The following is a 24161-nucleotide window of genomic DNA, read 5'->3' on the forward strand; positions in this document are numbered from 1 at the left end:
TACAGCGGCTGAACGAGTAAAGGGACATACTAGAACGTAGGCTGCTTCAGCACATTAGCCAAGGCTTTGAGGCGGGCTGCGTCCGTTGCATTCTTGGCGGACTTGGCAGCTTTCTCCGCCGATGCTGCGGACGATTTTAGGTCTTTCGCATTCTTTGAGCCTTCGGCTTTCTTGATAGCATCTCTCATCGACGCGATCTCGCCTGCCGATAGGCCTTGCGAACGCTCAAGCTGGTCGAGGTACGCTTTCGCAACGACAAGTTGGTTGCCCCAACGGATCTTCTCCTGCATCTGCACGTTCAATGAAGGTACCTGGACCGTTTTTGCCGCATCGATCTCGTTCTGCGTCATAAACTTGGTCGGTGCCAGTTCAAAGATGTCGAGGCCACGTGCGATCTCAGACGAGTAGATACGGCCGTTGTACCAATATGCCGACCAGGAACCGGCGAGCACGATCATATTAGGATCGATCGGGCCGCGGTCAAAATATGCGATCTCCATCGGGTTTGCAGCGTCGGTGAAATCCATCAGCGAAATGCCGCCCTGATACCATGCCTGGATCTTCAGATCGCGGCCCGGAACAGGAACGAGCGAACCGTTATGCGCCACGCAATTCTCGCTGTCGGTCTGGGCAGCCGGCAGTTTGTAATAGTTAGCGAACGCAAGTTTGCCGCCGTTCAGGTTAAAGATCGCGTTGGCTCCCCATTTGTTAGGATCGGTCGCACGGCAGCGAGCACCCATTCCCCCACCCCATTCGTCGGTGTAGACGACCTTTTTGCCGTCGTTCGAGAATGATGCTGAGTGCCAGTAGGCATAATTGGGGTCGTTTACTGCCTCAATGCGCTTTGGATTTGCTGGATCTTTGATATCAAGTAAAATCCCGTTGCCCGAGCACGCTCCGGCAGCCAGGCCGATCTCAGGGTAAACTGTGATGTCGTGACACTGATCGGTCTCGACCGGACGGCCCTTATTCTCATGCGATCCGGCATCGGTCAGCGCGTTGATCTTGCCGGTCGCCTGATCGCCAAAGATCCTCGGACTCGAAACGATCTTCGCATCCTGCGGCGCGGCCAGCGGGACCTTGATAACGTCGATGCGGAAAAGTGCTGTATTCGGATTCTTATCCGGCGTACCGCCCGAGCACCCTCCTAATTCTTCATCCTGTCGAACAAATGATGTACCGGAAACATAAACGTAAATGTTCGAGCTGTCCTTAGGATCGGTCACCAGCGTATGCGTGTGCGAACCGCGGCATGTCTGAACAAAACCAACCTGCTTTGGGCTCCTGATGTCTGAAATATCAAAGATCCTGACACCGCGGAAACGGTCTTTCTGCGCGGCTGGCGGCCCTTGCTGCGGAGCCTGACCGGCTGCCGGCGGTGGTGGCGGAGCAAATCCCTGTTCACCACAATCGATACGGCCATTCGGCATCTCGACCGACATGAACATCAAATTCTTATAGACAGAAACATCGCCCTGCCCACCCGGACAGAGCATCGACGTCACGAGCTTTGCTTTTGCCGGATCCGAGATGTCATAGATATTCATCCCGTAGAAGTTCCCCAGGAAAAGGTGATTACCCTGAAAGGCGATGTCGGAATTAGCGAATGCGAGTCCGGCAAAGCTCATTTTCATCGCCGCGGGGATCTGAGCTCCCGGAGGAACGCCCAACGCGGTCAAGGCCTTATCGACCTTCGGGCTGTTTGGGTCGACGCCGAGCTGGAAAGCATCGGGCTTTCTGAGCAGCATCAGATGCTTGATTCCCATCGCGGCTTCGCCGGCGTCAAATAGACCGGGTGACAATTTTGAACGCGGATCGTCCGGGTTTGAACCGGTCATTCCAGCGGGCAGCGGCGGAGCTTTTTCGAGGCCCTGCGCAAAGACTCCGGCAGCAAGTGCCGAACATAAAAATAGCGAAGCAGCTAATAAACGAACTGTAACGGTACGGATCTGATTCATCGTTTCTCCTCTATGGCTTTTTATCAAGCATGGTCTGCATTATCTTGATCTCGGCACGCTGGCCGCTGTCGACATCGGTCGTGAAATTGAAAAGCTCAGCATCCTGACCGGCCCCGGCGGTGTCGTAAAGTTCCTTGACCATCGTAAGCGCTCCACCGTGATGCTGGATCATTCCGGTCAAAAATAGCATGTCGAACTCGGCTCCTTTCGCCTTTTTCAAGGCGTCCATCTGTCTCGGAGTGAGCATTCCCGGCATGAGCATGTTGTGTTTGCTGTGGTCCATACCGGGCATGTCCATTTCCATTCCGCCCATTCCCGCCATTTTCATTGACGTCGATTCTCCGCGAGCTATAAGCCAGCGTTTCATGAAATTCATTTCGTCGGATTGTGAATGGCTGATGCGGGCACCAAGCGTGCGAAGCTCTTTGTTCTGGGTCCGCTCCTCGATCAAAGCCCCCATTTCTACAGCCTGGGCGTGATGCATGATCATTCCCTGCATGAACTCGACGTCTTTTAGCGAACGCGGCGGTAGGTTTGGTTTTGTATCGGCAGGTAAAACCTTGGTCGGCTGGCCGGGAGCGCCGGGACGGACAATCACCGGCCGATCGTCGGACTGCTGAGCAAAACCGGGAAGCGAAAATGCACAGGCAAGTCCGAAACCGGCGGTTAAACGAAACAACTTAGACGTATTGCGATCGAGCATAATTCGAATTGGTACACGACTAGATACGCAGGCAAAAACGAAAAGTTGCGCCCGATTTTGTTAGTACTTCATTAATTCCTGCACCGCTATTTCGACATCTTCGCTCTGCGGAAGGATGAAATCCTCAAGCTGCGGAGCGTAGCCGACGAACGTGTCGGTCGCACCGACACGGCGGACCGGAGCGTCAAGGTATTCGAAAAGCTCGTCAGAGATCCGCGCGGCGAGTTCTGCACCGTAGCCGTACGAGATCGGATCCTCGTGAGCGACGATGACGCGGCTCGTTTTCTTAACGGATTCGGCGACGGCTTCCCAATCGTATGGGACGAGCGTCCGCAGGTCGATGAGATCGACGGTGATGCCTTGTTGTTCGAGGCGCTTGCAGGCCTGATTCGCACGCTCGACGAGAGCTCCGTAGGTGACGATCGTGACATCACTGCCCTCGCGCACCTTTTTAGCCTTGCCGAACGGGATCAGAAAATCCTTCGACGGATACTGCGACTTATTATAGACCTGGCGATAGAGATGTTTGTGTTCGAGAAACATCACCGGATCGTCGCAGCGGATCGCCGTTCTTAGGAGACCATTGGCATCGAGTGCTGTAGACGGATAAACGATCATGAGTCCCGGCGTGTGCGCAAAAAGCGTCGTGCCCGATTGCGAGTGATAGACCGCACCACCCTTCAGATAACCGCCAACCGGAACCCGAAGGACCATCGGTGCCTTCGACTCGCCATCCGAACGCCAGCGCATCGTCGCCAGTTCGTTACGGATCTGGTGCATCGCGGGGAAAATATAATCAAAAAACTGGATCTCGACAACAGGTTTAAGGTTACGAAGAGCCATTCCGATCCCGCGGCCGACGATATTTGCCTCGGCAAGCGGCGAATTGAAGACGCGTGCCGAGCCGAATTTGCGTTGCAAATTCGCAGTAACCTTGAACACTCCGCCTTTGCCTTTGACCTGATCGAGATATTCTTCGCGTGAACAATCAGCGACATCCTCGCCAAAGACCACTATACGTTCGTCACGAGCCATTTCCTCGTGCATGCAGCGGTTGATGAGATCGACCATCGTACCGGCATTTCCCGAGAGTTCTGCCCCGTCCTCGGTATCAAATATTCGACGGTCAGTAGGATCGACGTCAGGTGAGAATACATTTCGCAATGCAGTCTCTGGCGCAGGTTGCGGCGTATCGACCGCAATGTCCGAAGCCTTTGTAACCTCAGCGTCGACCTCTTTTCTTAGCGCTTCCAACTGCTCTGAAGATACAACGCCATCGGTCATCAGAAACTCGGCAAATTTCTGGATCGGATCAGTTGCCGCGTCAGCCTCGAGTTCCTCGGGGATGCGATATAGTTTTTCGTCGTCGGAAAGTGAATGTGAATAAGGACGAACGACCTTGGCATGAACGAACGCCGGGCCTTTCCGCTCGCGGCAATATTCGACCGCTTTCTTAAAAGTAGCGTAACTCTCGAGCACGTCCGTGCCGTCACATTTTTGTATGTAAAGGTTTGGAAAGCCAGATACGAGTTTCGAAATATCGCCGCCGGCAACTCCTACCTCAACCGGGGTGGAGATCGCATAACCGTTATCCTCGACTAGAAAAATGACCGGCAGTTTCAGATTACAAGCCGTATTGAGCGATTCCCACCATTCGCCCTCACTGGTCGTGCCGTCACCGACAGACATATAGACGACCTGGTCGGACTGATAACCAGTGATCTGCTCTTTCAGCCCTTCGACAAGGCCCGCTCGATATCCGGCTTCAGCAGCACCGACCGCGTGCAGGGCTTGCGACCCGGTACACGACGACTGCGAAGGGACATTCAGCCGCGTGCAGCCCCAGTGAGAAGGCATCTGACGGCCGTGCGAATTCGGATCCGGCTCAGCTCCGACCGACGACCACAGCATCTCCTGTGCTGTCATTCCAAGGCCGAGCATCAAAGCTCGATCGCGATAGTAAGGGAAGAACCAATCGTAGCCCGGCTTCATGCATAGGGCCGCCGCCGCGAGAATTCCCTCATGTCCGGCACCTGAGATCTGGAAAAATATCTTATTCTGGCCCTTGAGCTGGATCTCTTTGTCGTCTATACGCCTCGACATGTACATCGTGCGATAAAGCCGGACGAGCGTTTCGGCATCGAGGCCATGATGATTTGCGTTCTTGGTTGCAGCGGTCTTGGCAGGCTTTGCAGTCACCGCTTTGGCAGTTTTCTGCACTTTCTTATTCTCGACAAATCCGTCAGCCTCAGTCGTCTTTGCCTTCTCCGCCACGACCGCCTTGCCATTCCGCGCCGCTGCTTTCGTATCCACTTTCTTAGTTCCAGTCGCCATTCTATAAGTCCTTTTTATAACAATTATTAATAGACGGGTAACTAACTACGATAGCAAATCGCGGGATTTGGGGCAATTTGGACAGATGCGGTCAGCCTCTTAATACAGGCTGACCGTTATAAGACGAACCTAATTCTTAGGAGGTGCAACAGGATTTTCGGCCTTCAAAACCCACCCTTTTGGGTCGATAACTGGGATTGAACCAGTATATGAAACCGTCGCTTTTCCGTCCTTCATCTCGACTCGTTGGATCTTGCCATCGATCTCGATGTCGATCGGCATCGGGAAAGGGATGTTGTTTGGAGTTTCCCAACTTAGTCGAAGCGTGCCCGATGAGCCGGCACCAGTTCCGGAAACGCTGAGTCTTGGGAGCTTCGGCTGTCTCAAATACATCTCAAACAACCAACCCAGCTTCATCCCCGAATCCTGTTCGGCGATGGTCAGGAAATCGTCGGTGTTGACGAGGCGTGTTTGGCGGCCGTCGGTGTAGGTTTCCATTTCCTTGGTCGGGTAGGCCATGTGGCGGAGGGCTTTGAAGAAGGCTTCGTCGCCGATGAGGTAGCGGAGCGTATGTAGGAAATAAGCTCCTTTGCCGTAGATGTCGCCGTCGGAATTGAGGTAATCAGGCTCGGACATATAGACCTGATAGGCGATCTTGGCTTCGCGCGGAGCGACGGGCTGTTTGTTTTTGAAGCCTTTCGCACGGTTTTTCATGGCGGCGAAATAGGCATCCTTACCCTGAGTTTCCTCTACCCAGAGCGTGTCCATAAAGGACTGAAACCCTTCGTGGATCCAGAAATCACGCCAATCGCTGGCGGTCACGAGATTTGCCCACCATTCGTGGCCGAATTCGTGAAGTAGCAGCCAGTCTGCGCCGGTTTTGTCGTATTTGAAGCCGTTACCATAGGCGATCGCGGTCGAGTGTTCCATACCGAGATGCGGCGTTTCGACGATTCCGATCTTTTGCGAACGGAAAGGGTACGGCCCGAGAAATTTCTCGAAAAATGCGACGTATTTCTTCTGTTCAGCGATCAGGCTCGGGCCTTTTTCGAAATCTTCGGGAAGGATGTAGAACTTGATCGGCATGATCTCACCCGTAACGCTTTTAACTGTATCCTCGATCAGTTTGTATGGAGCGGCGTTGAAAACGAGCGAGTAATTCGAGATCGGATTCGTCATTCGCCAGTCAAAGGTGGATGTGCCGTTGCTGTTTTTACGAACAGCGACATATCGGCCCGGGCCGACCGCGATCAGCGGGTCGGGAACCGTGATGTGCATCGACGAAGTCGCAGGTTTGTCCGACGGATGATCCTTACACGGGAAAAGCAGATCGGCGCCGTCGTTTTGCAGGGCGACCGAGATCCAATCGGCACCATTTGGCGTTTTCTTCCACATAAAGCCGCCGACCCACGGAGGATTTGGAGCGATACGCGGTTTACCTGAATAAGTGATCGACGTTTTCAACGTCTCCCCGACCTGTTTGGTCATCGGGAACCAGATCCAGATCTTCCCTTCCTTGCGTTGAAAGTGTACGTCCTTACCGCCTTCCGTTGCCTTCTCGATCGTGAAAGGCGTGTCGAGATCGAGAACGATGACGTTCGTCGGTATCACTATCCGGGCCGTCATAACGGTCGTTCCTTTTATCGACTGGTCGGCAGGATCGGCGGCGACCGTGATGTCGTAATCGAGTACGTCATAGACCGATTGCTCAAAGGTTAACGGACCGCCGGTCTCGGTTGGTTTCACCCCGAGCTGACGCTGAGCGAACATGGGTAGGGCGAAAAGAACGATAGTTAGGAAAATTGAGATCTTTTTCATGGTGTGTGTTTAGTTATTCTCCGATGTTTTCACTTTACACGTGAACCGCTTTTACGGAAAATGTAGCGGTAATGTTTGGACGCCTTTTATTTACGTTAATGTTCGCTGTTTTGTTTTTTGTCCCGGCCGCAAAGGCTCAGGTCGTGGCTCTTCCGTCGCCGACTCCAGCAAAACCAGAACCACCCAAAACAAATGCCCGGCCCGAAGCAACGCCTGCCGTAGAGCCCTTCGACAAGGCCGACGTTAAGGCCATGGCGTCAAAATGCGTTAAGCTAGAGACGGAATCAGGCGACATCCAGGCCGAGATGTATCCCGAAAGCGCACCGGAATCTGTTCGTAATTTTCTAAATCTAGTCGCGATCGGAGCTTTGGACACGACGACTTTCAGCCGCGTGGTACCGAATTTTGTCATTCAGGGCGGCAATATCTGGACGCGAACCGGCGGCGTCACCCGCGATCTCGGCGCACGCGCACGCAAAACCATTCCCGACGAACCAAACAAGATCCTGCACGAACGCGGCATTCTCTCAATGGCCCGCAGTGAAGAGCCAAATACCGCGACTAGCAATTTCTTTATTTTGGTTAGCAACGGCTCGCATCTTGACGGCAAATTTGCCGCCTTCGGCCGTGTAACGACCGGAATGGAGGTGGTCGATGCGATCAACAAAGCTCCTGTGACCGAGGAAAAGCCGGAAAAACCAGTTAGGATCAAGAAAGCATCGATCCAACCCTGCGCACCTGTACCAACCGCTCAATAAAATGCAGCTAACCGCCAGCAAGCGCGCCGATGGCGACTATTATCAATCCGAGGAATACGTCGCACTACTCGACGAAGCGGGAAAACAGATCCGCCTTCAAAAATTCCTCGTCCGCTACGGGCCGAATGACGATTATTCGACTCTGATAGACGAAGCGACACCGTTCGCAGAGTTTCTTAAGGATGCTGACAAAATGCAGTTGGTTTTGGACTGGTTCGGTGAGTCCAGAGCCGCAGACTTACTAGAAAAGATCCGTTCGCTGGCTTAATCCGCAAAATCCAGATCCAACGTCATCCGATACTCATTGGCCATCGACGGATGGCCGTGTGACATCGCCACGTCGATGCCTTTTTTGTAGGTTTCGATCGCTTTTTCGCGCTTGCCTGAGCGATTATAGGCATTTGCGAGGACACCGTAGGCATTGCCTTCGTCATCGTATTTGGCGAGATAGGTTTCGAGCAGATCGATCACTTTCGCGTGCTGCTCAAGCTTTTCGTATTCCTTAGCGAGGCCGAACATCACCATTGTGTTCTCAGGATCGGCGGCCAACATTTGTTCAAAGACTTCGATGCGGTTTTGCATGAGGTCTAGCATAACGGAAATTTTGGCCGCAGATAAACGCGGATGACGCAGATAGAAGACAGGAGGATGTATTTATCCCGTGTTCCGACAGTTCATTTGCGGCCAAAGATCTATTTCTTGACATCTGTCAGCACGCACGGATCGAGCGTTACTTTATCCTTGCTAGCTTCTTTGATGACACCCTTTATTGTTGCCTGTACGGGGTTGTCCTTGGCACGCTTGGCGACCACATCTTTTACGGACATGTAGTCACTGAATGAGCCTTCGCACTCGACAAAGAAATACCAGCTGTAGCCGAGGTGCAGCGTCGACGGTTCGATCTCTTTTAGGTCAAGCTCAGTAACCGTCACCGAACGGCCAATGAAAGCTTTTGGGTCCGGCGACTCTTTGATCTCCGTGTAGAACCCAAACGCATCCTTGTTAATAGCAGGTTTTTCGCCTTCCGACGAAGCACTCTTAGTATCTGAATTTGTGTTCGTATTTGCACTGGATGAGGTATTCGAGTTCGATCTGCTTGAGTTCGAAGTGTTGTTTGTAACCCCGCCGCACGCACACATCGCCATGGCGGCAAAAGTGATTATTAACTTTGTTTTCATATTTTCTCCGATCGAACTAGTTCTGATCCGTGGTTTTCTTTTCCTTTAACATCACAAACGCCGCGATGGCCGTGATGACGAGCCCGATAAAGCCAAACAGCAGCGACGGAATGATGCCGACCATCGCCTCTTTCATATTCACGCGGTTATTCGTCATCGACGGCAGCATCAGAAATATGACGAGGGCGATGCCCGAGAGCAGCGTTAATCCGATCCCAATAAGTAATCCAGCTATTTTCATAATTTTCTCCTCACGGACAACTAACAAAGATCCCGCCTGCACCGAGGTCTTCGACTTTGGTCCCGCCAAACCCGCCTCCGGCACGGTCCTGCCTCAAGACAAATTCGCGTGCCTGACATTCCGGGCGGTTCGGCATTTTGACCAGGACATAACCCCGTTTGAATCGCTGAGCACCGGGATGAACGCGATAAAGGCTGACGTTCCCGGTCGTACTCATCCATGTCAGCTCATCGACCGACGCCCAGCCTGTGGCGACGAAGCCGACCTTTAGGACAGTCGCCTTTGATAGCGCGGAACTTTTTGCATATTGGCCGCGCATCAACGATTCGAGAGCCGCATCTTTGATCGTCGGCATCGTCCACGTTCGCGTCGCCATCTGTTCCTCTATACGCGTTTTCATTTTCGGACCGATCTCTGCGTACTTATCGAAAAAATCGGTGGGCAGTTGAGCTCCACGCTTGGCGTATTCGGCTTGTAGCTCCGCTGCCATCTTTTGCCGATATACATCTGGCTCAAATGCCAGCATCTGGTAGTCGTCGAGGACGCTCTCGAAATTGTTTCGCATCGCATTCTCCATATCGTAAATGCGATTCTGCGTCCGGTTTCTCAGCTCGTACTCGGCACCGACCTGAACGGCCTTTTTCCTCAGCTCAAGACGATTTGCGGCGATCTCGCACCAGGATTTTGGCAGGTAAGCAAGTTCGGGCTGGCGTCCCGGCGGATTCTTCATACTTGGATACTTCCTGCAAATAACATCCAGCTCCGCCAGATCGCCCATGACCTCGTTCCACTTTGCCGCCTCGGTCGGGGGATAGTAGGTTGATGACATTTTCGATTTTAGTTTCGGATCATAAACGACCGTAAACGCAAGGACAGAACTCTCGTACTTACGGGCCTCGCTAAGGAACCTATCGCGCTCCTGATATTCCGCAGCCTGGCCAAATGCGTTTAATGAAAACGCCAGCGATCCGAATATCGCCACTAGAAACGCAGTGATCTTTGTATATTTGTTCATGATTTCACCTCAGCTTTCTGTGCCTTCAAATCGGTACTTATTTGTCTTACCGGTGCCGAATGGAACTGCTTCGAACGAGAGCCGCAGTTCTTTGCCAGACGTGACACCTGTTCCTTTCAATATCTGATATTCCTGGCCGCCGGCCGTGCATCGCTTGGAACCATCCTCGGTCCAGTCCGAGCCGATCCTGATCATCTGGAGCGTACAGCTTTCCATTTCAGTCTTTATTTTGCTGTCGCCCGCGGTTTTGAAATTGACTGACATCTTGTCCTCGCCGTATTTGGTTACTGTGACGTCGACTTCGTCATTCCCGCTCCCGACATATTCGCCGTATGCGGAAGTTTCGATAGTGGTCGTGAGCGTACCTTTGTAAATATGGCGTTCGCCGCCACAGGCGGCCATGAAAAATGCGGCTACAGTGATGAATAAAGCTAGTTTTCCTAACATTGTGTATTTCCTCCTGAGGCTGGAAAATTTTGTACGTGTAATTTGTCGCTTTCTTGTTAAAATGTCCTCAAGGAACCGCTCATTTATTTATCAATCATTTATCAATGACCGATAAGTCTAATAACGCTAGCCATTTATACTGTTTTGGCGACTTTCAACTGGATACCGTTGAGCGGACGCTGCGCCGTGACGGCGAGATGATCGTCCTGCCGCCAAGGGTGTTCGATACGCTAACGCTGCTCGTCGAGCGACACGGAACAGTGATCTCAAAGCGCGAAATGATGGACGCGATATGGAAGGACGCGTTCGTCGAGGAAAGCAATCTCACGCAGAATATCTACCTGCTGCGAAAAACGCTTGGCAAAACTGAAGACTACAAAGATTGGATCGAGACGCTTCCGCGTAAAGGATATGTGTTCAGAGGCAGTGTCGAACACGGCGGCGGTTATCCAGCAGCTGCGAGCGAGCCGAGGACGACAAAGGCGAGGAAAGACCGCCGTCTGTTATTTGTTGCCGGCATTGTTGGTTTGCTGATTTTGGCTGGACTTGGGACCGGAGCTTATTTTGTTTCTAAGCGAGAATCGAGCGGCTCGGTTGAACGAAAGCCGGTCTTTCGCAAGCTAACCGCTGCAGGAACTGCAGAGTTTCCCGTGATCGCTCCCGATGGCCACTCTTTTGCCTTTGTCCGCGAAGGCTATCTCTATATCCAGCCGATCGATAAGGATGAGCCGAAACTCATCAAACTGCCGGAGAATACAAAGTGCGGATTTATTCAGTTCACACCTGACGGACGCTCAATAGCATTTCGGGCGGAAAGCCGTTTCGTTATGGGCGGCGACATTTATGCGATCGGGATAGACGGCGGCGAGCCAAAGGTGATCGCGAAGAATGTTTGGAGCGGCATTAGTTTTTCGCGGGACGGAAAGCAGGCGGCATTTATCCGCGATCAGCGCGAATCAAACAGGCATAGCGTTGTTATCGAGGATCTTGCCACCGGAGCCGAAAGGGAGCTGGCGAGTGTCAGCGAACCGACTAGCTACGTCTTGTTCGGAGCACCCGCCTGGTCGTCGGATGGCAGCAAGATCGTCGTGTCAACGATTAGCCGCGAAAGCCAAGCCCCACGTTCACAACTGGTCGTTTATGACGTTTTCAGCTCGGCAGTCCAGGAATTTGCCCCGCGACCGCTTCGTAGATTTGAACAGGCAGTATGGCTGCCAGATGGCAGCGCGATACTCACCATCGCTCGCGAGGGCCAAACGTATTTTCAGATATGGAAGATCTCATACCCGGACGGACGGCTCAGTCGCGTAACTAACGACAACAATATCTATCGCAGCATCTCGATCTCAGCCGATGGCAAGCGGGTCATATCCGGCGACTACACAACATTTTCGCACGTCTGGGCGGCCTCTGCGGCTAATTTCAATGCTCAAAAACAGATCACCTTTGGCAATCTCAGCCGGGACGGCATTCTGGGAATGCAGTGGACTCCGGACGGTAGCGTCATTTATTCCTCCAGAGTATTCGGCAATGTCGATCTTTGGAAGGCTGGTCCCGGCGAACTAGATCGCGTACAACTAACCAAAGAGTCTGGTGATGTTAACGCCAATCCCGCCCTTTCGCCGGACGGCAAGACGCTATATTTCACATCGACGCGAACCGGAACCTCGCAAATTTGGCGAATGGACGCAAGCGGCGGGACCCAGACACAGATCACTTTTGGCGACAAAGAGAACAACACTCAACCACAATTGTCTCCGGACGGCCAAACTATGTACTATATCCGCCGCTCCCGCGACGGATCGACGGTAATGAGGACCTCGCTTGCTAATGGAGAAACTCAGCCCGTTGAAAACACCGGCTCCATTTCTCCCGAACGCCTCGTTCTCTCACCGGACGGAAGCCTTTTGGCGGCGTGCGAAATAAAGGGCAGGTCAGACGAAAGTGATGAGGGCGGCCAGATCCAATACACGATAATACCCGTCCGCGGTGGTGAATCACGCTCGCTCAAGCTGCCGACAGAACAGTTCACCTGGTCGCCGGATAGTAAAAGCATCGATTACGCAGAGAGTGTAGGCGGCGAAGCTCGGATCATGCGGCAAGCTCTCGATGGCGGGACGCCGACCGTTCTGTATTCGGAGAGGGCCGCAACGATCAACATGCTCTCGTGGAATCGCGAAGGCTCGTCCCTCGCCATCTCTAAAGGCCGACGCCTGTATGACGTTATCCTGATTTCCGAATTCTAACGACTAGAAAAGCCGCAATTGCTGAGGAGCCGCTAAAACTGCCTCTTCCTCCACCGGTTTTTCTTGCTGCTTGAATCCGAGCCGCTTTGCGTGAAACTCAAACAGCTTTGTCGTCACTTCCCACTGTTCGGTTTTGCCCGTCATGCGGTCTTTGTAGGTAGCGTGCCTTAGCGAGCCGCCGCGTTCGCGTTTCATGGTGTTGATGATCTTGGTGACGCGTGTGGGCGGCAGGCGTTCGTGCATTTTTTCGACAAAATACGACTCGATCGAATCGGTATCGAGATGCAGCATCGACATAAATGCTCGGGTAGCTCCGGATTCCTTTGCACGTTCAAGCAAACCCGGAATGTCAGATTCGTTATAGCCGGGAATGACGGGCGCGATTCCGATCCCGACCGTAATTCCTGCATCCGCAAGCGTTCGCATCGCCCGAAACCGCGCCTCTGGAACCGGCGTGTACGGTTCGAACGGGTTTGACCTTTCTTTCGTCAGAAAAGGAAGCGAGAAAAAGACGGAGACCTTTTTCAATTTTTGCAAAAGGTCGATGTCGCGGGTCACCAGCGGCGCTTTCGTTATCACGCCAACCGGCACCTGAAAATCAACGCATACCTCCAAACACCTGCGCGTCAGCTCATAACTCGCCTCAAGCGGCAGATACGGATCCGTCGCGAAAGAAAAATCCAAATGCGGCATTTTGTCGCGCGTTTTTTTCAGCTCCTGTCGGAGCAATTGCGGAGCGTTCGGTTTTACGACGATCTTTGTCTCAAAATCCGTTCCGGCTCCATAGCCCAGATACTCGTGATACTGCCGCGCAAAACAGTAAGTGCAGCCGTGTATGCACCCGCGGTAGCAGTTGACCGTGTAACGCCAGCCGCCTTCCCAATCGGACGCGAACGCCTTCGTGATCATCTTCTTGGTCGCGGTCTCCTCAAAGATCTTAAGCTTGGTCGGCGGCGGTTCGCCGACGTATTCAGATGTATATTTGTTGTAGGGATTTGGAGGGTTAATTATCTGTCGCACACATGCGACAATAATGCACTTGTGACAGTAAGTCAAAGTACTAGCCACAGAGTTCACAGAGGCATTGAGCAAAAAAAGTCTCAGTCGTCTCGGTGTTCTCTGTGGCTATAGTTCCTTCTGCATCAACAGATCCGTCTGTGGATCCGACCCAAGCTGAAAAGTGTGTTTCCCAACCTCGCAAAAGCCGTTCTTTTCATAGAACCGCTGTGCCCGCGGGTTGTATTCCCAGACGCCGAGCCACATAACGTCATGGTTGTTGTGCTTTGCAAATTCAAAGCACGCATCCATCAGATTCTGTCCTACGCCTTTGCCTAGGAACTCTTGATGCGAATAGAGCCGTGACAGCTCGACCGGCCGGGTCGCCATAATGCCATCCTCGATACTGCCGATGATCAGCTTTGCGTAACCGGCGGATTTTCCTTCGATCTCGGCGATCAGGAAAATAGAATTCTCGTCAGCAAGTTCCTCGGCGATCTGCTCGACCGTGAATGCCTGCCGCATGTAGTGATTAAGGTCGTCGGGAGCGTTTTTTGGATGATGTGCAAAGGCGTCCCAGAAGGTGGTGTATGCAAGATCGGTCAGAGGTTTTGCATCTTCAACGGTGGCTTGGCGGATAGAAACTGGATTCATGTTTTAGGAAGCTTGGGTTTGAAAGGCTCCGATCGAAAAATTATAGACACCAGACGTCAAACGAACGCGCAGCACGCTTGCGACCTCTCCCACGATCGAGTCCTGAAGAGCGAATATATTCGCCGCATCGTCATCAAAAGTCTTCGCCCAAACAATACGCGCATCATCAATATCGACCATTTCGACCGTGATGCGAATACGGTTGTCGGCCCGCTGAACCGAACCTGTCACGACTGAGTCATCATTCAACTCGCGTCCGGCAGCCATTACATCACGGTCGGTACTTACCGTCGAACCAGGACGGACCGTTAGATCCGCTACACTGCCAAGTCGTGCACGCAGCGTCTCGCTGATACCCTGCCCGATAAATTCATCACCTCGATCGGCCTTGAATTGCAGCACGGCAAGACTCTGCGATCGATTCCCCGAAACGGCATTTCGAACCGCCGAAACCAAGAACGGCAAGCAAAACGCGATGATGTACAGGATCGCGATCGTAAATCCCGTCCATCTTCCGTTATCGAAATCAAAAGCACGAATTCGCGTCCTCGATGCTCGCGGTTTCTCGCAAACCTCAGCGAAATAAGCTCGACGAACCGGAACAACGAAGCTGTATCCTTTCCCCGGAACAGTTACGATAAATTTATTTTCGCCGAAAGCTTTTCTGAGCGCGGATATCTGCTGATTCAGGTTGTTGCCCTCGACAACGGTGTCGTCCCAAACTGCGTCTATAAGAGCTTCGCGGGTCAGGGCCTTACCCGAATTTCTGAGCAGGACGGTGAGCGTATCGAACGCCTTTGAACTTAGCGGAAGCACGTCTGCTCCGCAATACAACCGACGTCCGACGATATCAGCCCGGAAAGAGCCAAATTCGTAAATAATGTCCGCAGAGCTATCGTCCATAGAATGAGGCGATTATATCGGAGGCGATTCGCTCAAACAAGAAAATTCGTAAAACTACTTCGTTATCAATTTAGCGATCGTCTGAAGCTGCATGTTCGACGTGCCTTCGTATATCGCTCCGATCTTAGAGTCGCGCCAGAATTTTTCGACCGGGTAATCTTTCACGTAGCCATAGCCGCCGAAAAGCTCGATGGCTTTTGACGCGACCGCTTCAGCACAGCGCGACGAGTAGAGCTTTGCCATGGCGGCTTCTTTTAAGAACGGCTTGCCGGCGTCTTTTAGACGGGCTGCGTTATAGACGAGCAGGCGTGTCGCTTCGATTTCGACTGCCATTTCGGCGAGTTGGAATTGGACCGCCTGAAAATTGCCGATCGCCTGGCCAAATTGCTCGCGTTCTTTTGTATATTTAACGGCGGCTTCGAATGCTCCCTGAGCGATGCCGAGCATCTGGGCTCCAATGCCGACGCGGCCTTCGTTGAGGGTCTCGATCGAGATCTTGTAACCTTTGCCGACCTCGCCCAAAACGTTTTCCTTCGGCACTTTGCAGCCGTCGAGGATGAGTTCAGTGGTGGATGAAGCGCGGATTCCGAGCTTATCTTCCTTCTTACCGACCGCGAACCCTTCGAAGCTCTTTTCGACGATGAAAGCCGTGATGCCTTTATAGCCGGCGTCAGGGTCGATCGTCGCGAAGACGATAAATATCTCGGCTTCGTTGCCATTAGTGATCCAGAGTTTTTGGCCATTTAGTTCGTAATGATCACCTTTATCTACAGCACGGGTTTTTAACGCGAACGCATCGGATCCGGAGCTTGCTTCGGATAGAGCGAATGCTCCGACCTTCGATTCGGCCATTTGCGTCAGATACTTCTTTTTCAGGTCATCGTTTCCCCATCGCATGAAGGCGTTAGTCACGAGCGTGTTGTGCACATCGACAAAGACTGACAGCGAAGCGTCGACGCGGGCGATCTCTTCGATCGCGATGATCGCGTTAAAGATCGTTGAGCCCGCACCGCCGTATTCCTCGGGCGATTCGATCGCCATCAGGCCCAGCTCGAAACATTGTTTGATCAGGTCTGGATCGAGTTTCGAGGCGTGCTCCATCTGCTCGACACGCGGGCGAACCTCACCCTCGGCAAATTCTCGAACCGAAGCTCGAAACAATTCTTCTTCCTCAGACAAAACGGTCAATCCGACGTTTGATAATGCGGCTGCTGTGGCTGTATTCATATAATTTCCTAAACAGGTTTTGTTAAATAACTATCGATAAAATACCATTCTAATCAAGCCATCTGGCAAAGGCAAAGCACGTGAATTCCGCTATCGAAACCCCGCAACCCACACAAAAACGATTCACAAGACTTAAGCTCGCGGCCGCCATTATGACGCTTTGCGGAATTGGTGTTTTTGCGTTCCTGGTCTATTCGATAGGTTTTCACGAGATCCTTGAGGGCGTCGTGCGTTTTGGATTTGCGGGCTTCGCGGTGATCCTTTCGATCTATTTTGTCAGGATCTGTGTCCGCGCCTTGGCGTGGAAACTCTCGGTCCACGAGCCGTACTATCTGAGTATGCGCGACACGATCCCTGGGGTCGTTATTGGCGAAGCGATGAGCAGCACCCTGCCGCTTGGCATCCTCATCAGCGGAACCTCAAAGGCGGTCGCGGTACGCAAGCAAATACCGCTCGTCGCGGGCCTTTCGTCCGTCGCAAATGAGAACCTCTTTTACAGTCTGGTCACGGGTATTTATCTGATCTTTGGAGCAATAGTGATGCTCCGCGTTTCGGCTGTCGACGAAGGTGTGGTTTGGACCATCAATGCCATGATCGTCACGCTGATCGTCCTGATCCTTCTCGGGATCCTGATGGTCATCCGCCAATGGCACATGGCAAGCGAACTATGTGAAATGATCTATCGCCGGGGCTTCTTCAAAAGGATCCTCGAGAATGGACGGCTGCACGTCAGGCTCTTCGAAAATCTGATCTACGGATTCTATCGGCGTCATCCCGGCCGTTTTATTCCGATCTGCCTGCTTGAGGCCGTCTATCACGTACTCGGGATCGCCGAGGTTTTATACATCCTCAGCCGTCTGAGCGGTGAAACCGCCAGCGTCATGACTGCCTTTCTTCTCGAATCCATCAGCCGCCTCGTTACGATCGTCTTCAAGCTCATCCCGTTCAACATCGGCGTTGACGAAGCCGGAGCCCAATTCGTCGGCAACGCCATCGCCCTTGCAGCCGGCGTCGGCGTGACGCTTGCGATCATCCGCAAGGGCCGTATTCTGTTTTGGACGGCCATCGGCTGGCTCCTCATCACTAAACGCGGTCTTTCTTTTAGAGAATTGTCACAAGCAAATACTGAAAACGCTAAATAAAACTTAAGAACTGCCTTAATTCCCGATGAAGTCTAGATCAGTCACCGGATCGACGACCTGTACGATTCGCGGAGAAAAATTGTAGCGTTTAGACCCGACGCTCACGATATAACTGCCGCCCGCCTCAACGTCCTCGAACCGATAGATGCCAAACGAACTCGTCGTCACCACACGCCTCAAACCATCGGCCCCGACCAACGATACCGATGCATTGCGTATGCCGCGCCCATCAGGTGTCAGGACTCGCCCCGAAACCTCAACGCCGGCGGCAGTAATACCAAATGCTACAAATCCAGACTGGAAATATGACGAAATGGTACTGCCGCTGCTATTTCGGATCTCACTCGGCACGGGTGAATTACCAAATGTTATCGGGTAGATACCGGGTGGCGCACCTGGTGAAACAAAGAAGGCGATCGATAGCAACTGGCGAGTTCCCGCAGGGAAATCTGATGGTGAATCAACGGTTATACCAAGCCTGCCTGCCGCCGCCTGACTGATATCGGTTATTATTCCTGTTCCTACGGGAACTCCCGACCCCAGCGTAACGATCGGATCTGTCATCACCGCCGCATTATAATTAGTCGTGAATGATATACGCCTCTCACCACCAAAGGCCAAGAACTCAAAGACAACATTAACGGATTGGCCCGGAAGAGCAATGGTGGAAACTACGCGTACCGTGGGTGTATTAGGCGGAACAGGAGTTGGGGTTGGGGTTGGCACCACCGTTGGTGTTGGGGTCGGCATCACGGTCGGTGTTGGTGTCGGGGTTGGGGTCGGCGTCATGGTCGGTGTTGGTGTCGGCGAACCTCCAGGTGTCGGGGTTGGGGTCAAACCCGGCGTCGGAGTAGGAACGATGATCGGTCCTGTTTGAATAGCGATGCCGTCGATCACCTGGGTTTCGCTACCGCCGACCCTTCCAATAATTGACGCCGCTCCCGTGGCAAGATCGATGCTGACAAAAATTGGAACAGAATCGATGAATAGCGAAGCGTACGCATTTGTCGCTCCCGGCTTGATATCCATCGAGCCGAAATTCGTCGGATCAACACCGAGATTTCCGATAGTGGTCAACTGGCCACCGTTAGGTGACGGATTTCCATTTACGCCGCCAACGCGAACGAGTGTATTTGCCTGGATATCAACACCATATGTCGTAGTAACACCTGACGTTGTGGTACTAGCTATGTGCACGACCCTGGGAACAACGCCTGCATTAACATCACCGGCCGCATATCTCAGCGTCGTATCGTTTGCCGCGAGTTGACCGGTATTCGGATCGAGACGGCGGTTGGTTGCTTGGCTACCAACATTCCTAATTCGATCCTCGACAGGATCAAAATCAAAGCCGTAGAACGTATCGATGATCGAGGGCACGTTGTTCGTAGGATGGACACGAACCACTTCACCGGTAATCACATTGATCCTGACCAATTTCCCAGGTGTTGGGAAACCTCCCGTAGCAATGCCATAGAGCATCCCGTCAGCAGGACGAAAATCTAAACCAAATATTTCGTCGTCGCCTAACCCCGTCAGAGCAATGTCGGTAAGTAAAGTACCCGGTTCCGATGCGTCAAAGCTTATAAGATGCTTATTTAAATTCTCGTAGGCATAGACGATCGTCCCTGCCTCTGGAAAAGCTCTGGGAACCTTGGACAGATCCGTGCCGGGCCCAATCTCGCCTTCACGATCAGCGATCATCCGGGCCTGCAGTTCGGGAGAAATATCTTTGCGGTTTTCAGCTATCGGCTGACTTCCGCTTGAGATCAACCTTTGAGCATCGGCCCGCCAGGTTATAGCTGCAAAAAACGCAACGGCTAATACCGCAACCAGAGTAAAAATTCCGATAGGCTTTTTCATGGTAATGCTCGACGCTTCTGGCTCAGCCCCTTATTGTTCTGACAGTTGATGGATGTTTGTTTACGGCTTGGCGTCGGGAAACGGAGACACGCCGTGGTTTACGCTGATTGTAGTTGCTGCGGTGCCAACTTTCAATAAAGATTTTTGCACCATCACTCGGAAATCAAAAAAGGCTGTCCGAAGATCGCTCTCCGAACAGCCTGATCATTATCATTTCGGCCGCCTATTCCAAGCCTACAAAATCAACATCAGTCCGCGTATCGTCCGCTACAATAATGTTTGGTGCGAACCGGTAGCGTTTTGATGAGACGGTAATGGTATACGTAAAGCCGCGTGTGACATTCTGGAAAGAATAAACGCCAAAAGAACTTGTTGTAGCCGTCCGCCGCGTTCCGCCGGGGCCGATCATCGTGACCCTCGCGTTTCTTATGCCGATCCCCGCCTCCTCGTCGAAGGCGAGGACTGGTGAATCCTCGATACGAAAACGCTGCAGCGTGCCGTCCGGCATTGGGATCTCGACGATGACATTTTTCAATCTCGCTTCATTGGTAAATTCACGGGGCATATCGCTCATGTACTGAGCGAGCGCCGCCGCGTCGAGCTTAAATGAAACCGACTTCTCGGGCGAGAGTTGCCGGCGGCCGAGCGTGGGCACGCGGCTGGCATCGGTCTGCTGCCAAAGCTGAGATTTGCCAACAGCCATTATCTCGGTCAGTGAAGAAAATAAAAATACGATCGAAAGTAAAATCAATATGCGCCAAACGGGCGGCCGGGTTCCTACGGGTTGTCATCAATATGCTCCTAAATTGTCTAATCGAATAAGTTTGGAAACTGGCTTAGATTCGGGCGAGAATAACACTTGGCACTGCAAAAAGCAAAGTATTTTCTTTTCAGGCACTTAGCCTTGCCGGACGCTAAGCGGCGGCGGCCTTAAATTGGTTTTGCAAACCGTTTACTGCAGTTTTGCGCTAGAATCGTTTCTCGCGGAGCGTTTTGTTAATCTATGGGTCCTGCAAGTACCGTCGAAAACCAATCCGAACTCAAACCCAAACCAGTATGAAAAGACTTACCGGCATTATCAGTTTAATTTTTGTCTTCCAGCTTTTTGTCTACACCCAAACTCTCGATGAAAAGCTCAAGGAGATCGACGACTACGCGAACACGGTCACCCAAACCTGGGCCGGCAAATCGGGTGCAGGCATGGCGATCGCCGTGATCAAAGATGACAAGGTCGTTTCTGCAAAGGGCTACGGCATTCGCGAACTTGGCAAACCTGACAAAGTAGATGAGAACACGGTCTTTGCCATCGCTTCGAATTCGAAGGCTTTCACGGTCGCGAGCCTTGCCATTCTCGTCGATGAAAAAAAGCTTGACTGGAATGACAAGGTTTCGAAATATTTGCCCGACTTTCAACTATACGACCCTTGGGTAACGAGCGAATTGACGATCCGCGATCTCGTCACGCACCGAGTCGGGCTCGATACTTTCAGCGGCGACCTGCTGTGGTATGAAACGACATATTCGCCCGATGAGATCCTTCGTCGCGTCCGTTTTCTGAAACCTGTTTCGAGCTTTCGAACGCAATTCGGCTATCAAAACCTGATGTTCATCGCCGCCGGAAAGGTCGTTGAGAAAGTTTCGGGCAAATCGTGGTGCTCTTTCGTCACCGAGCGAATCCTTACACCGCTTGGCATGGTTCGAACCGTCTGCAGCATCAATAACCTGCCTGACAATGCCGCGTGGCCTCATAACGAATCCGCCGGGACGCTGCGCAAGCTCAACCGCGGCAACGTCGACGGAGCATACGCCGCCGCCGCGTTGAATTCGTCGGTCAACGATCTCTCAAAATGGGTACGCACACAGCTTGGACGCGGGAAATTTGAAGGCAAGCAGATCTTTAGCGAAGCTCAGGCCTGGGGAATGCACCAGCCATATCTGGCCCAGCAGATCGGGCCGCAGCCGACGAGCGGAATTCAGCCGCGTCATTTCTCAGGGGTTGCCAGCGGCTGGTTCGTTTACGATTACTACGGCAGAAAGATCATCAACCACAGCGGCGGACTGGACGGAATGCTGTCGTACACCGTTCTGATCCCCGAGGAAAATGCCGGTTTCGTCGTTCTCACCAACAGCGAATCGCCCACGTTCACGATCATGATGAACAAGATCCGCGACGTTCTGGTCGGAGCACCGAAACGCGATTGGAACGAGGAAGCAAAAGCTCAGGTCGCCGGAATGAAGAAATTTGCCGATGACGAAACGGCAAAGTCCGAGGCCGCCCGCGTCCAGAACACCAAACCAACTTTGGCCCTAGCCGGCTATGCCGGAAAATATTCCGATAAACTCTACGGCGACGTCACCATCGCTGAGGAAAGCGGCAAGCTTGTGATGCGATTTCTCCCCTCGCCGAACTTCGTCGCCGACCTCGAACACTGGCATTACGACACGTGGCGTATAAAATGGCGCCCCTCCGTTTCGTACAATTTTCCGCGAGGCTTTGTAACTTTCACGATCGATAAAGACGGCAAGACCGACCAGCTAAAGGTCGATCAACCGAACAACGATTTTTGGTTCTACGAGCTGGATCTGAGGCGGGCGAAATAGACGAAACTCAGGAAAAAGATTGACTCTTGTACGGCAGCGTGCCACACTAAGCCTGGAATGAGAGGATATTATGCAAGCTACTGAAACCACCACATCACGCCTTAGTATCAGGTTACCGCAACATATTAAGGATGAGATCGAAGAAGCTGCCCTAGTTTCGGGAGTATCAGTAACTGATTTTACTATCTCCAGCCTTGCTATATCTGCGGAACAGGTATTGGAACGTCATCGTCTTCGTCGTCTTACAAATCGTGACCGTGACATCTTCTTGGCGATGCTTGACTCTGACACCGAGCCAAATGAGAAATTGATCGACGCTTTCAAAGCAATGAAAGAACTGATTGCCGAATGAAAACGCTGTTCAGGATCGAACCGATTTCTAAATCAAACGATAGAGAGGCTTTCGATTGTGGCATCGAAAGCCTCAATCTATTTTTGCGCAAATTCGCGAGACAGAATAATGAACGGGGTTTAGGGCGAACCTACGTCGCGGTCAAAGAGAATGACGAGAAGATCTATGGTTACTACACCATTTCTAGCAGTGCTTTCGATTTTGAGTTGGCTCCTGAAAATCTGCCTAGATATCCCATTCCGGTTGTACATCTAGGCAGATTAGCGGTTGATCGTTCGGCGCAGGGCGAGCGACTCGGTCGTGCCCTTTTGTTCCATGCTTTTAAGAGATCTGTAGATCTAGCCGAACATCTTGGTATATACGCGGTCGAGGTTTATGCACTGAACGAGGAGGCTCGGCAGTTTTATCTGCGTTTCGGACTGACCGAGTTGAAGGACGATAAACTGCATTTATATATAACGATCAAGAAAATAAGAGCGATGTTGTCCTCTGATTCAGATCAGAACTCGACAAAATAAGGCTCGATGTGTAAGAATCTCTTTTCTATTACCAGTTTAATAGTTGCAGAGACCTAAGGAGACGATTAATTTTTGATGTCAGAAGAAGCAGTACAGACGGCCGAAGAGCCGGTGGTAGCAATCGAAGCGGCGGCCGAGCCGGAAGACGTTTCGTATCAGGCAGTTGAGAAAGAGGGAACGGTAACCGCGATCTGGGAAATGCAGGGGCACAAACACCTCCGCACCATCGATCCGCGTTCCAACGAGGGCAAACAGATCCTCGCACTCTTCGAAACCGCAGGGTAACTAAGAATCGGAACCACAAAAATACACCAAAGAGTCACGAAATATATTTTCGTGCTTTTTGGTGTATTTTCCTGTCTAATTATGCGGAAGCCCGCACGAAGTAAGGGCTCTCTCAAGGAATGAGGTCAGAGTGCACGCCCTCTCACATTTAATAAGGCAGCAAATGCAGTATCGGATGATCAACCTTCTCCAACCGTCGCCCCTCAAACTCCGCGACCTGCACGACCCCGATACCCGCCGAGGTTAAAAAGATCGCGTCCGCGTCCTTTAACGCCTCGATCCCAACCTCAACCTCACGGCAATCAATATTCTCAAACACAAAGTCCCGCGTCGTCCCTGCCAAACAGCCCATCGCCAAACCCGGCGTAAACAGCTCACCGCCCTTCACCCAAAACACATTCGCCATACACGCACTCGTCACAAATCCGCATTCATTCAAACGTATCGCCTCGTGAAAGCCACGGGCCTTTGCTTCATCGAGCGACATGATCGGTTCGAGATAATTGCAGGATTTGACGCCGACGAGCGGTGAGCGTGAGTTTACTGGAAACGAAGACGTCGTTATCTTGTGATCTGTTTCGCGAACAAGGCGATCGGTAGCCTCGATCAGCAATTTGGTTACTTCGCCCGGAGATTCGACGGATGGCCAAAGTCGGCTCGGATTACTGTCTAAAAACGAAATTCGAGCACGCCCGGTATCAATCCGCTCAGTAATTGTGATTTTGTGTAGCTTATCGAGAACAGATTGATAACTGTACTGAGAAATATCAATATCTAGTTTTTTGGCATTGGATAAAAGACGTTTCCAATGTTTATCCCAAAACAGCCCCGCACCTCCTGAAATGCAGACCGTTGTAAAAACACCTTTTCCGTAAAGAATGTAATTTTCAGCCACTAAGTGATTATTCGCGAGACGTCCAGT

The 24161-nt window shown here is 52.1% G+C and carries 24 protein-coding genes; 8 read left to right on the forward strand and 16 right to left on the reverse strand.

From position 1 onward, the window contains the following. Positions 1-29 precede the first annotated feature (29 nt). The 4 genes from IPG22_08050 to IPG22_08065 all read right to left on the reverse strand — a co-directional run bounded on the left by IPG22_08050 (position 30) and on the right by IPG22_08065 (position 6813). Positions 30-1958: a hypothetical protein gene (locus IPG22_08050; GenBank protein MBK6588231.1), complete on the reverse strand. Its 1929-nt coding sequence runs from the start codon at positions 1956-1958 to the stop codon at positions 30-32. Positions 1959-1968: 10 nt separating this feature from the next. Then, on the reverse strand, positions 1969-2661 hold the full coding sequence (locus IPG22_08055) for a DUF305 domain-containing protein (GenBank protein ID MBK6588232.1): 693 nt from the start codon (positions 2659-2661) through the stop codon (positions 1969-1971). A 60-nt stretch (positions 2662-2721) separates the two neighbouring features. Beyond that, positions 2722-4770, reverse strand: a complete 2049-nt coding sequence (locus IPG22_08060; GenBank protein ID MBK6588233.1) for a dehydrogenase E1 component subunit alpha/beta — start codon at positions 4768-4770, stop codon at positions 2722-2724. Between the two features lie 354 nt (positions 4771-5124). Next, a complete protein-coding gene (locus IPG22_08065; protein ID MBK6588234.1) occupies positions 5125-6813 on the reverse strand; it encodes a M1 family metallopeptidase in 1689 nt (562 codons plus the stop codon). A 71-nt stretch (positions 6814-6884) separates the two neighbouring features. On the opposite strand from IPG22_08065, the gene IPG22_08070 reads away from it, so the two are divergent. Both IPG22_08070 and IPG22_08075 read left to right on the forward strand, forming a co-directional pair. After that, positions 6885-7571 carry a peptidylprolyl isomerase gene (locus IPG22_08070; GenBank protein MBK6588235.1) on the forward strand — a complete coding sequence of 229 codons (687 nt, stop codon included), beginning with the start codon at positions 6885-6887 and terminating at the stop codon, positions 7569-7571. A 1-nt stretch (position 7572) separates the two neighbouring features. Beyond that, positions 7573-7839, forward strand: coding sequence for a hypothetical protein (locus IPG22_08075; protein ID MBK6588236.1), 267 nt, complete (start codon positions 7573-7575; stop codon positions 7837-7839). Here IPG22_08075 and IPG22_08080 read toward each other — a convergent pair. The 5 genes from IPG22_08080 to IPG22_08100 form a co-directional block, all read right to left on the reverse strand. Next, positions 7836-8165 (reverse strand): tetratricopeptide repeat protein, encoded by a 330-nt coding sequence (locus IPG22_08080; protein ID MBK6588237.1) that lies wholly within the window; start codon positions 8163-8165, stop codon positions 7836-7838. The genes IPG22_08075 and IPG22_08080 overlap by 4 nt on opposite strands. 98 nt (positions 8166-8263) lie before the next feature. After that, complete coding sequence (locus IPG22_08085) at positions 8264-8749, reverse strand: hypothetical protein (protein MBK6588238.1); 486 nt, start codon at positions 8747-8749, stop codon at positions 8264-8266. A gap of 16 nt (positions 8750-8765) precedes the next feature. After that, on the reverse strand, positions 8766-8990 hold the full coding sequence (locus IPG22_08090) for a hypothetical protein (GenBank protein ID MBK6588239.1): 225 nt from the start codon (positions 8988-8990) through the stop codon (positions 8766-8768). 10 nt (positions 8991-9000) lie between these two features. Further along, positions 9001-10005: a hypothetical protein gene (locus IPG22_08095; protein MBK6588240.1), complete on the reverse strand. Its 1005-nt coding sequence runs from the start codon at positions 10003-10005 to the stop codon at positions 9001-9003. Positions 10006-10014: 9 nt separating this feature from the next. Further along, a complete protein-coding gene (locus IPG22_08100) occupies positions 10015-10452 on the reverse strand; it encodes a hypothetical protein (GenBank protein ID MBK6588241.1) in 438 nt (145 codons plus the stop codon). A 104-nt stretch (positions 10453-10556) separates the two neighbouring features. Here IPG22_08100 and IPG22_08105 point away from each other — a divergent pair, with 104 nt between their 5' ends. Continuing rightward, entirely contained in the window at positions 10557-12698 is a 2142-nt protein-coding gene (locus IPG22_08105; protein ID MBK6588242.1) for a PD40 domain-containing protein, read from the forward strand. 3 nt (positions 12699-12701) lie between these two features. On the opposite strand, the gene IPG22_08110 is transcribed toward IPG22_08105, so the two are convergent. From IPG22_08110 to IPG22_08125, 4 genes are all read right to left on the reverse strand, one after another. Beyond that, entirely contained in the window at positions 12702-13718 is a 1017-nt protein-coding gene (locus IPG22_08110; GenBank protein MBK6588243.1) for a radical SAM protein, read from the reverse strand. Positions 13719-13823: 105 nt separating this feature from the next. Next, positions 13824-14348, reverse strand: a complete 525-nt coding sequence (locus IPG22_08115; GenBank protein ID MBK6588244.1) for a GNAT family N-acetyltransferase — start codon at positions 14346-14348, stop codon at positions 13824-13826. Positions 14349-14351: 3 nt separating this feature from the next. Further along, positions 14352-15251 (reverse strand): winged helix-turn-helix domain-containing protein, encoded by a 900-nt coding sequence (locus IPG22_08120; GenBank protein ID MBK6588245.1) that lies wholly within the window; start codon positions 15249-15251, stop codon positions 14352-14354. Positions 15252-15305: 54 nt separating this feature from the next. After that, a complete protein-coding gene (locus IPG22_08125) occupies positions 15306-16478 on the reverse strand; it encodes an acyl-CoA dehydrogenase (GenBank protein MBK6588246.1) in 1173 nt (390 codons plus the stop codon). Between the two features lie 152 nt (positions 16479-16630). On the opposite strand from IPG22_08125, the gene IPG22_08130 reads away from it, so the two are divergent. Continuing rightward, a complete protein-coding gene (locus tag IPG22_08130; protein MBK6588247.1) occupies positions 16631-17620 on the forward strand; it encodes a flippase-like domain-containing protein in 990 nt (329 codons plus the stop codon). A 15-nt stretch (positions 17621-17635) separates the two neighbouring features. Here IPG22_08130 and IPG22_08135 read toward each other — a convergent pair whose 3' ends face one another. Then, positions 17636-19483 carry a DUF4394 domain-containing protein gene (locus IPG22_08135; protein ID MBK6588248.1) on the reverse strand — a complete coding sequence of 616 codons (1848 nt, stop codon included), beginning with the start codon at positions 19481-19483 and terminating at the stop codon, positions 17636-17638. A gap of 223 nt (positions 19484-19706) precedes the next feature. After that, the gene (locus IPG22_08140) at positions 19707-20186 is read right to left on the reverse strand and encodes a carboxypeptidase regulatory-like domain-containing protein (protein ID MBK6588249.1); all 480 of its coding nucleotides are present in this window, start codon (positions 20184-20186) and stop codon (positions 19707-19709) included. Positions 20187-20539: 353 nt separating this feature from the next. Between IPG22_08140 and IPG22_08145 the strand changes: the two genes are divergently transcribed. The 4 genes from IPG22_08145 (at position 20540) to IPG22_08160 (ending at position 23239) form a co-directional block, all read left to right on the forward strand. Further along, on the forward strand, positions 20540-22084 hold the full coding sequence (locus IPG22_08145) for a serine hydrolase (GenBank protein ID MBK6588250.1): 1545 nt from the start codon (positions 20540-20542) through the stop codon (positions 22082-22084). 70 nt (positions 22085-22154) lie between these two features. Further along, positions 22155-22436 carry a DUF1778 domain-containing protein gene (locus IPG22_08150; protein MBK6588251.1) on the forward strand — a complete coding sequence of 94 codons (282 nt, stop codon included), beginning with the start codon at positions 22155-22157 and terminating at the stop codon, positions 22434-22436. A gap of 83 nt (positions 22437-22519) precedes the next feature. After that, on the forward strand, positions 22520-22954 hold the full coding sequence (locus IPG22_08155) for a GNAT family N-acetyltransferase (protein ID MBK6588252.1): 435 nt from the start codon (positions 22520-22522) through the stop codon (positions 22952-22954). Between the two features lie 75 nt (positions 22955-23029). Next, the gene (locus IPG22_08160; GenBank protein ID MBK6588253.1) at positions 23030-23239 is read left to right on the forward strand and encodes a hypothetical protein; all 210 of its coding nucleotides are present in this window, start codon (positions 23030-23032) and stop codon (positions 23237-23239) included. A 148-nt stretch (positions 23240-23387) separates the two neighbouring features. On the opposite strand, the gene IPG22_08165 is transcribed toward IPG22_08160, so the two are convergent. Continuing rightward, positions 23388-24134 carry an aminotransferase class IV gene (locus IPG22_08165; protein MBK6588254.1) on the reverse strand — a complete coding sequence of 249 codons (747 nt, stop codon included), beginning with the start codon at positions 24132-24134 and terminating at the stop codon, positions 23388-23390. Positions 24135-24161: the final 27 nt, after the last annotated feature.

The organism is Acidobacteriota bacterium (genome assembly GCA_016703965.1).
Taxonomy (GTDB): domain Bacteria; phylum Acidobacteriota; class Blastocatellia; order Pyrinomonadales; family Pyrinomonadaceae; genus OLB17.

What these genes read in the sequence shown, in the direction of transcription:
- IPG22_08130 (MBK6588247.1), top strand. Translation starts at nt 16,631, where the DNA reads ATGACGCTTTGCGGAATTGGTGTTTTTGCGTTCCTGGTCTATTCGATA.
- IPG22_08095 (MBK6588240.1), bottom strand. Translation starts at nt 10,005, where the DNA reads ATGAACAAATATACAAAGATCACTGCGTTTCTAGTGGCGATATTCGGA.
- IPG22_08120 (MBK6588245.1), bottom strand. Translation starts at nt 15,251, where the DNA reads ATGGACGATAGCTCTGCGGACATTATTTACGAATTTGGCTCTTTCCGG.
- IPG22_08080 (MBK6588237.1), bottom strand. Translation starts at nt 8,165, where the DNA reads ATGCTAGACCTCATGCAAAACCGCATCGAAGTCTTTGAACAAATGTTG.
- IPG22_08125 (MBK6588246.1), bottom strand. Translation starts at nt 16,478, where the DNA reads ATGAATACAGCCACAGCAGCCGCATTATCAAACGTCGGATTGACCGTT.
- IPG22_08140 (MBK6588249.1), bottom strand. Translation starts at nt 20,186, where the DNA reads ATGGCTGTTGGCAAATCTCAGCTTTGGCAGCAGACCGATGCCAGCCGC.
- IPG22_08115 (MBK6588244.1), bottom strand. Translation starts at nt 14,348, where the DNA reads ATGAATCCAGTTTCTATCCGCCAAGCCACCGTTGAAGATGCAAAACCT.
- IPG22_08160 (MBK6588253.1), top strand. Translation starts at nt 23,030, where the DNA reads ATGTCAGAAGAAGCAGTACAGACGGCCGAAGAGCCGGTGGTAGCAATC.
- IPG22_08065 (MBK6588234.1), bottom strand. Translation starts at nt 6,813, where the DNA reads ATGAAAAAGATCTCAATTTTCCTAACTATCGTTCTTTTCGCCCTACCC.
- IPG22_08085 (MBK6588238.1), bottom strand. Translation starts at nt 8,749, where the DNA reads ATGAAAACAAAGTTAATAATCACTTTTGCCGCCATGGCGATGTGTGCG.
- IPG22_08055 (MBK6588232.1), bottom strand. Translation starts at nt 2,661, where the DNA reads ATGCTCGATCGCAATACGTCTAAGTTGTTTCGTTTAACCGCCGGTTTC.
- IPG22_08050 (MBK6588231.1), bottom strand. Translation starts at nt 1,958, where the DNA reads ATGAATCAGATCCGTACCGTTACAGTTCGTTTATTAGCTGCTTCGCTA.
- IPG22_08100 (MBK6588241.1), bottom strand. Translation starts at nt 10,452, where the DNA reads ATGTTAGGAAAACTAGCTTTATTCATCACTGTAGCCGCATTTTTCATG.
- IPG22_08105 (MBK6588242.1), top strand. Translation starts at nt 10,557, where the DNA reads ATGACCGATAAGTCTAATAACGCTAGCCATTTATACTGTTTTGGCGAC.
- IPG22_08070 (MBK6588235.1), top strand. Translation starts at nt 6,885, where the DNA reads ATGTTTGGACGCCTTTTATTTACGTTAATGTTCGCTGTTTTGTTTTTT.
- IPG22_08060 (MBK6588233.1), bottom strand. Translation starts at nt 4,770, where the DNA reads ATGTACATGTCGAGGCGTATAGACGACAAAGAGATCCAGCTCAAGGGC.
- IPG22_08150 (MBK6588251.1), top strand. Translation starts at nt 22,155, where the DNA reads ATGCAAGCTACTGAAACCACCACATCACGCCTTAGTATCAGGTTACCG.
- IPG22_08135 (MBK6588248.1), bottom strand. Translation starts at nt 19,483, where the DNA reads ATGAAAAAGCCTATCGGAATTTTTACTCTGGTTGCGGTATTAGCCGTT.
- IPG22_08145 (MBK6588250.1), top strand. Translation starts at nt 20,540, where the DNA reads ATGAAAAGACTTACCGGCATTATCAGTTTAATTTTTGTCTTCCAGCTT.
- IPG22_08075 (MBK6588236.1), top strand. Translation starts at nt 7,573, where the DNA reads ATGCAGCTAACCGCCAGCAAGCGCGCCGATGGCGACTATTATCAATCC.
- IPG22_08090 (MBK6588239.1), bottom strand. Translation starts at nt 8,990, where the DNA reads ATGAAAATAGCTGGATTACTTATTGGGATCGGATTAACGCTGCTCTCG.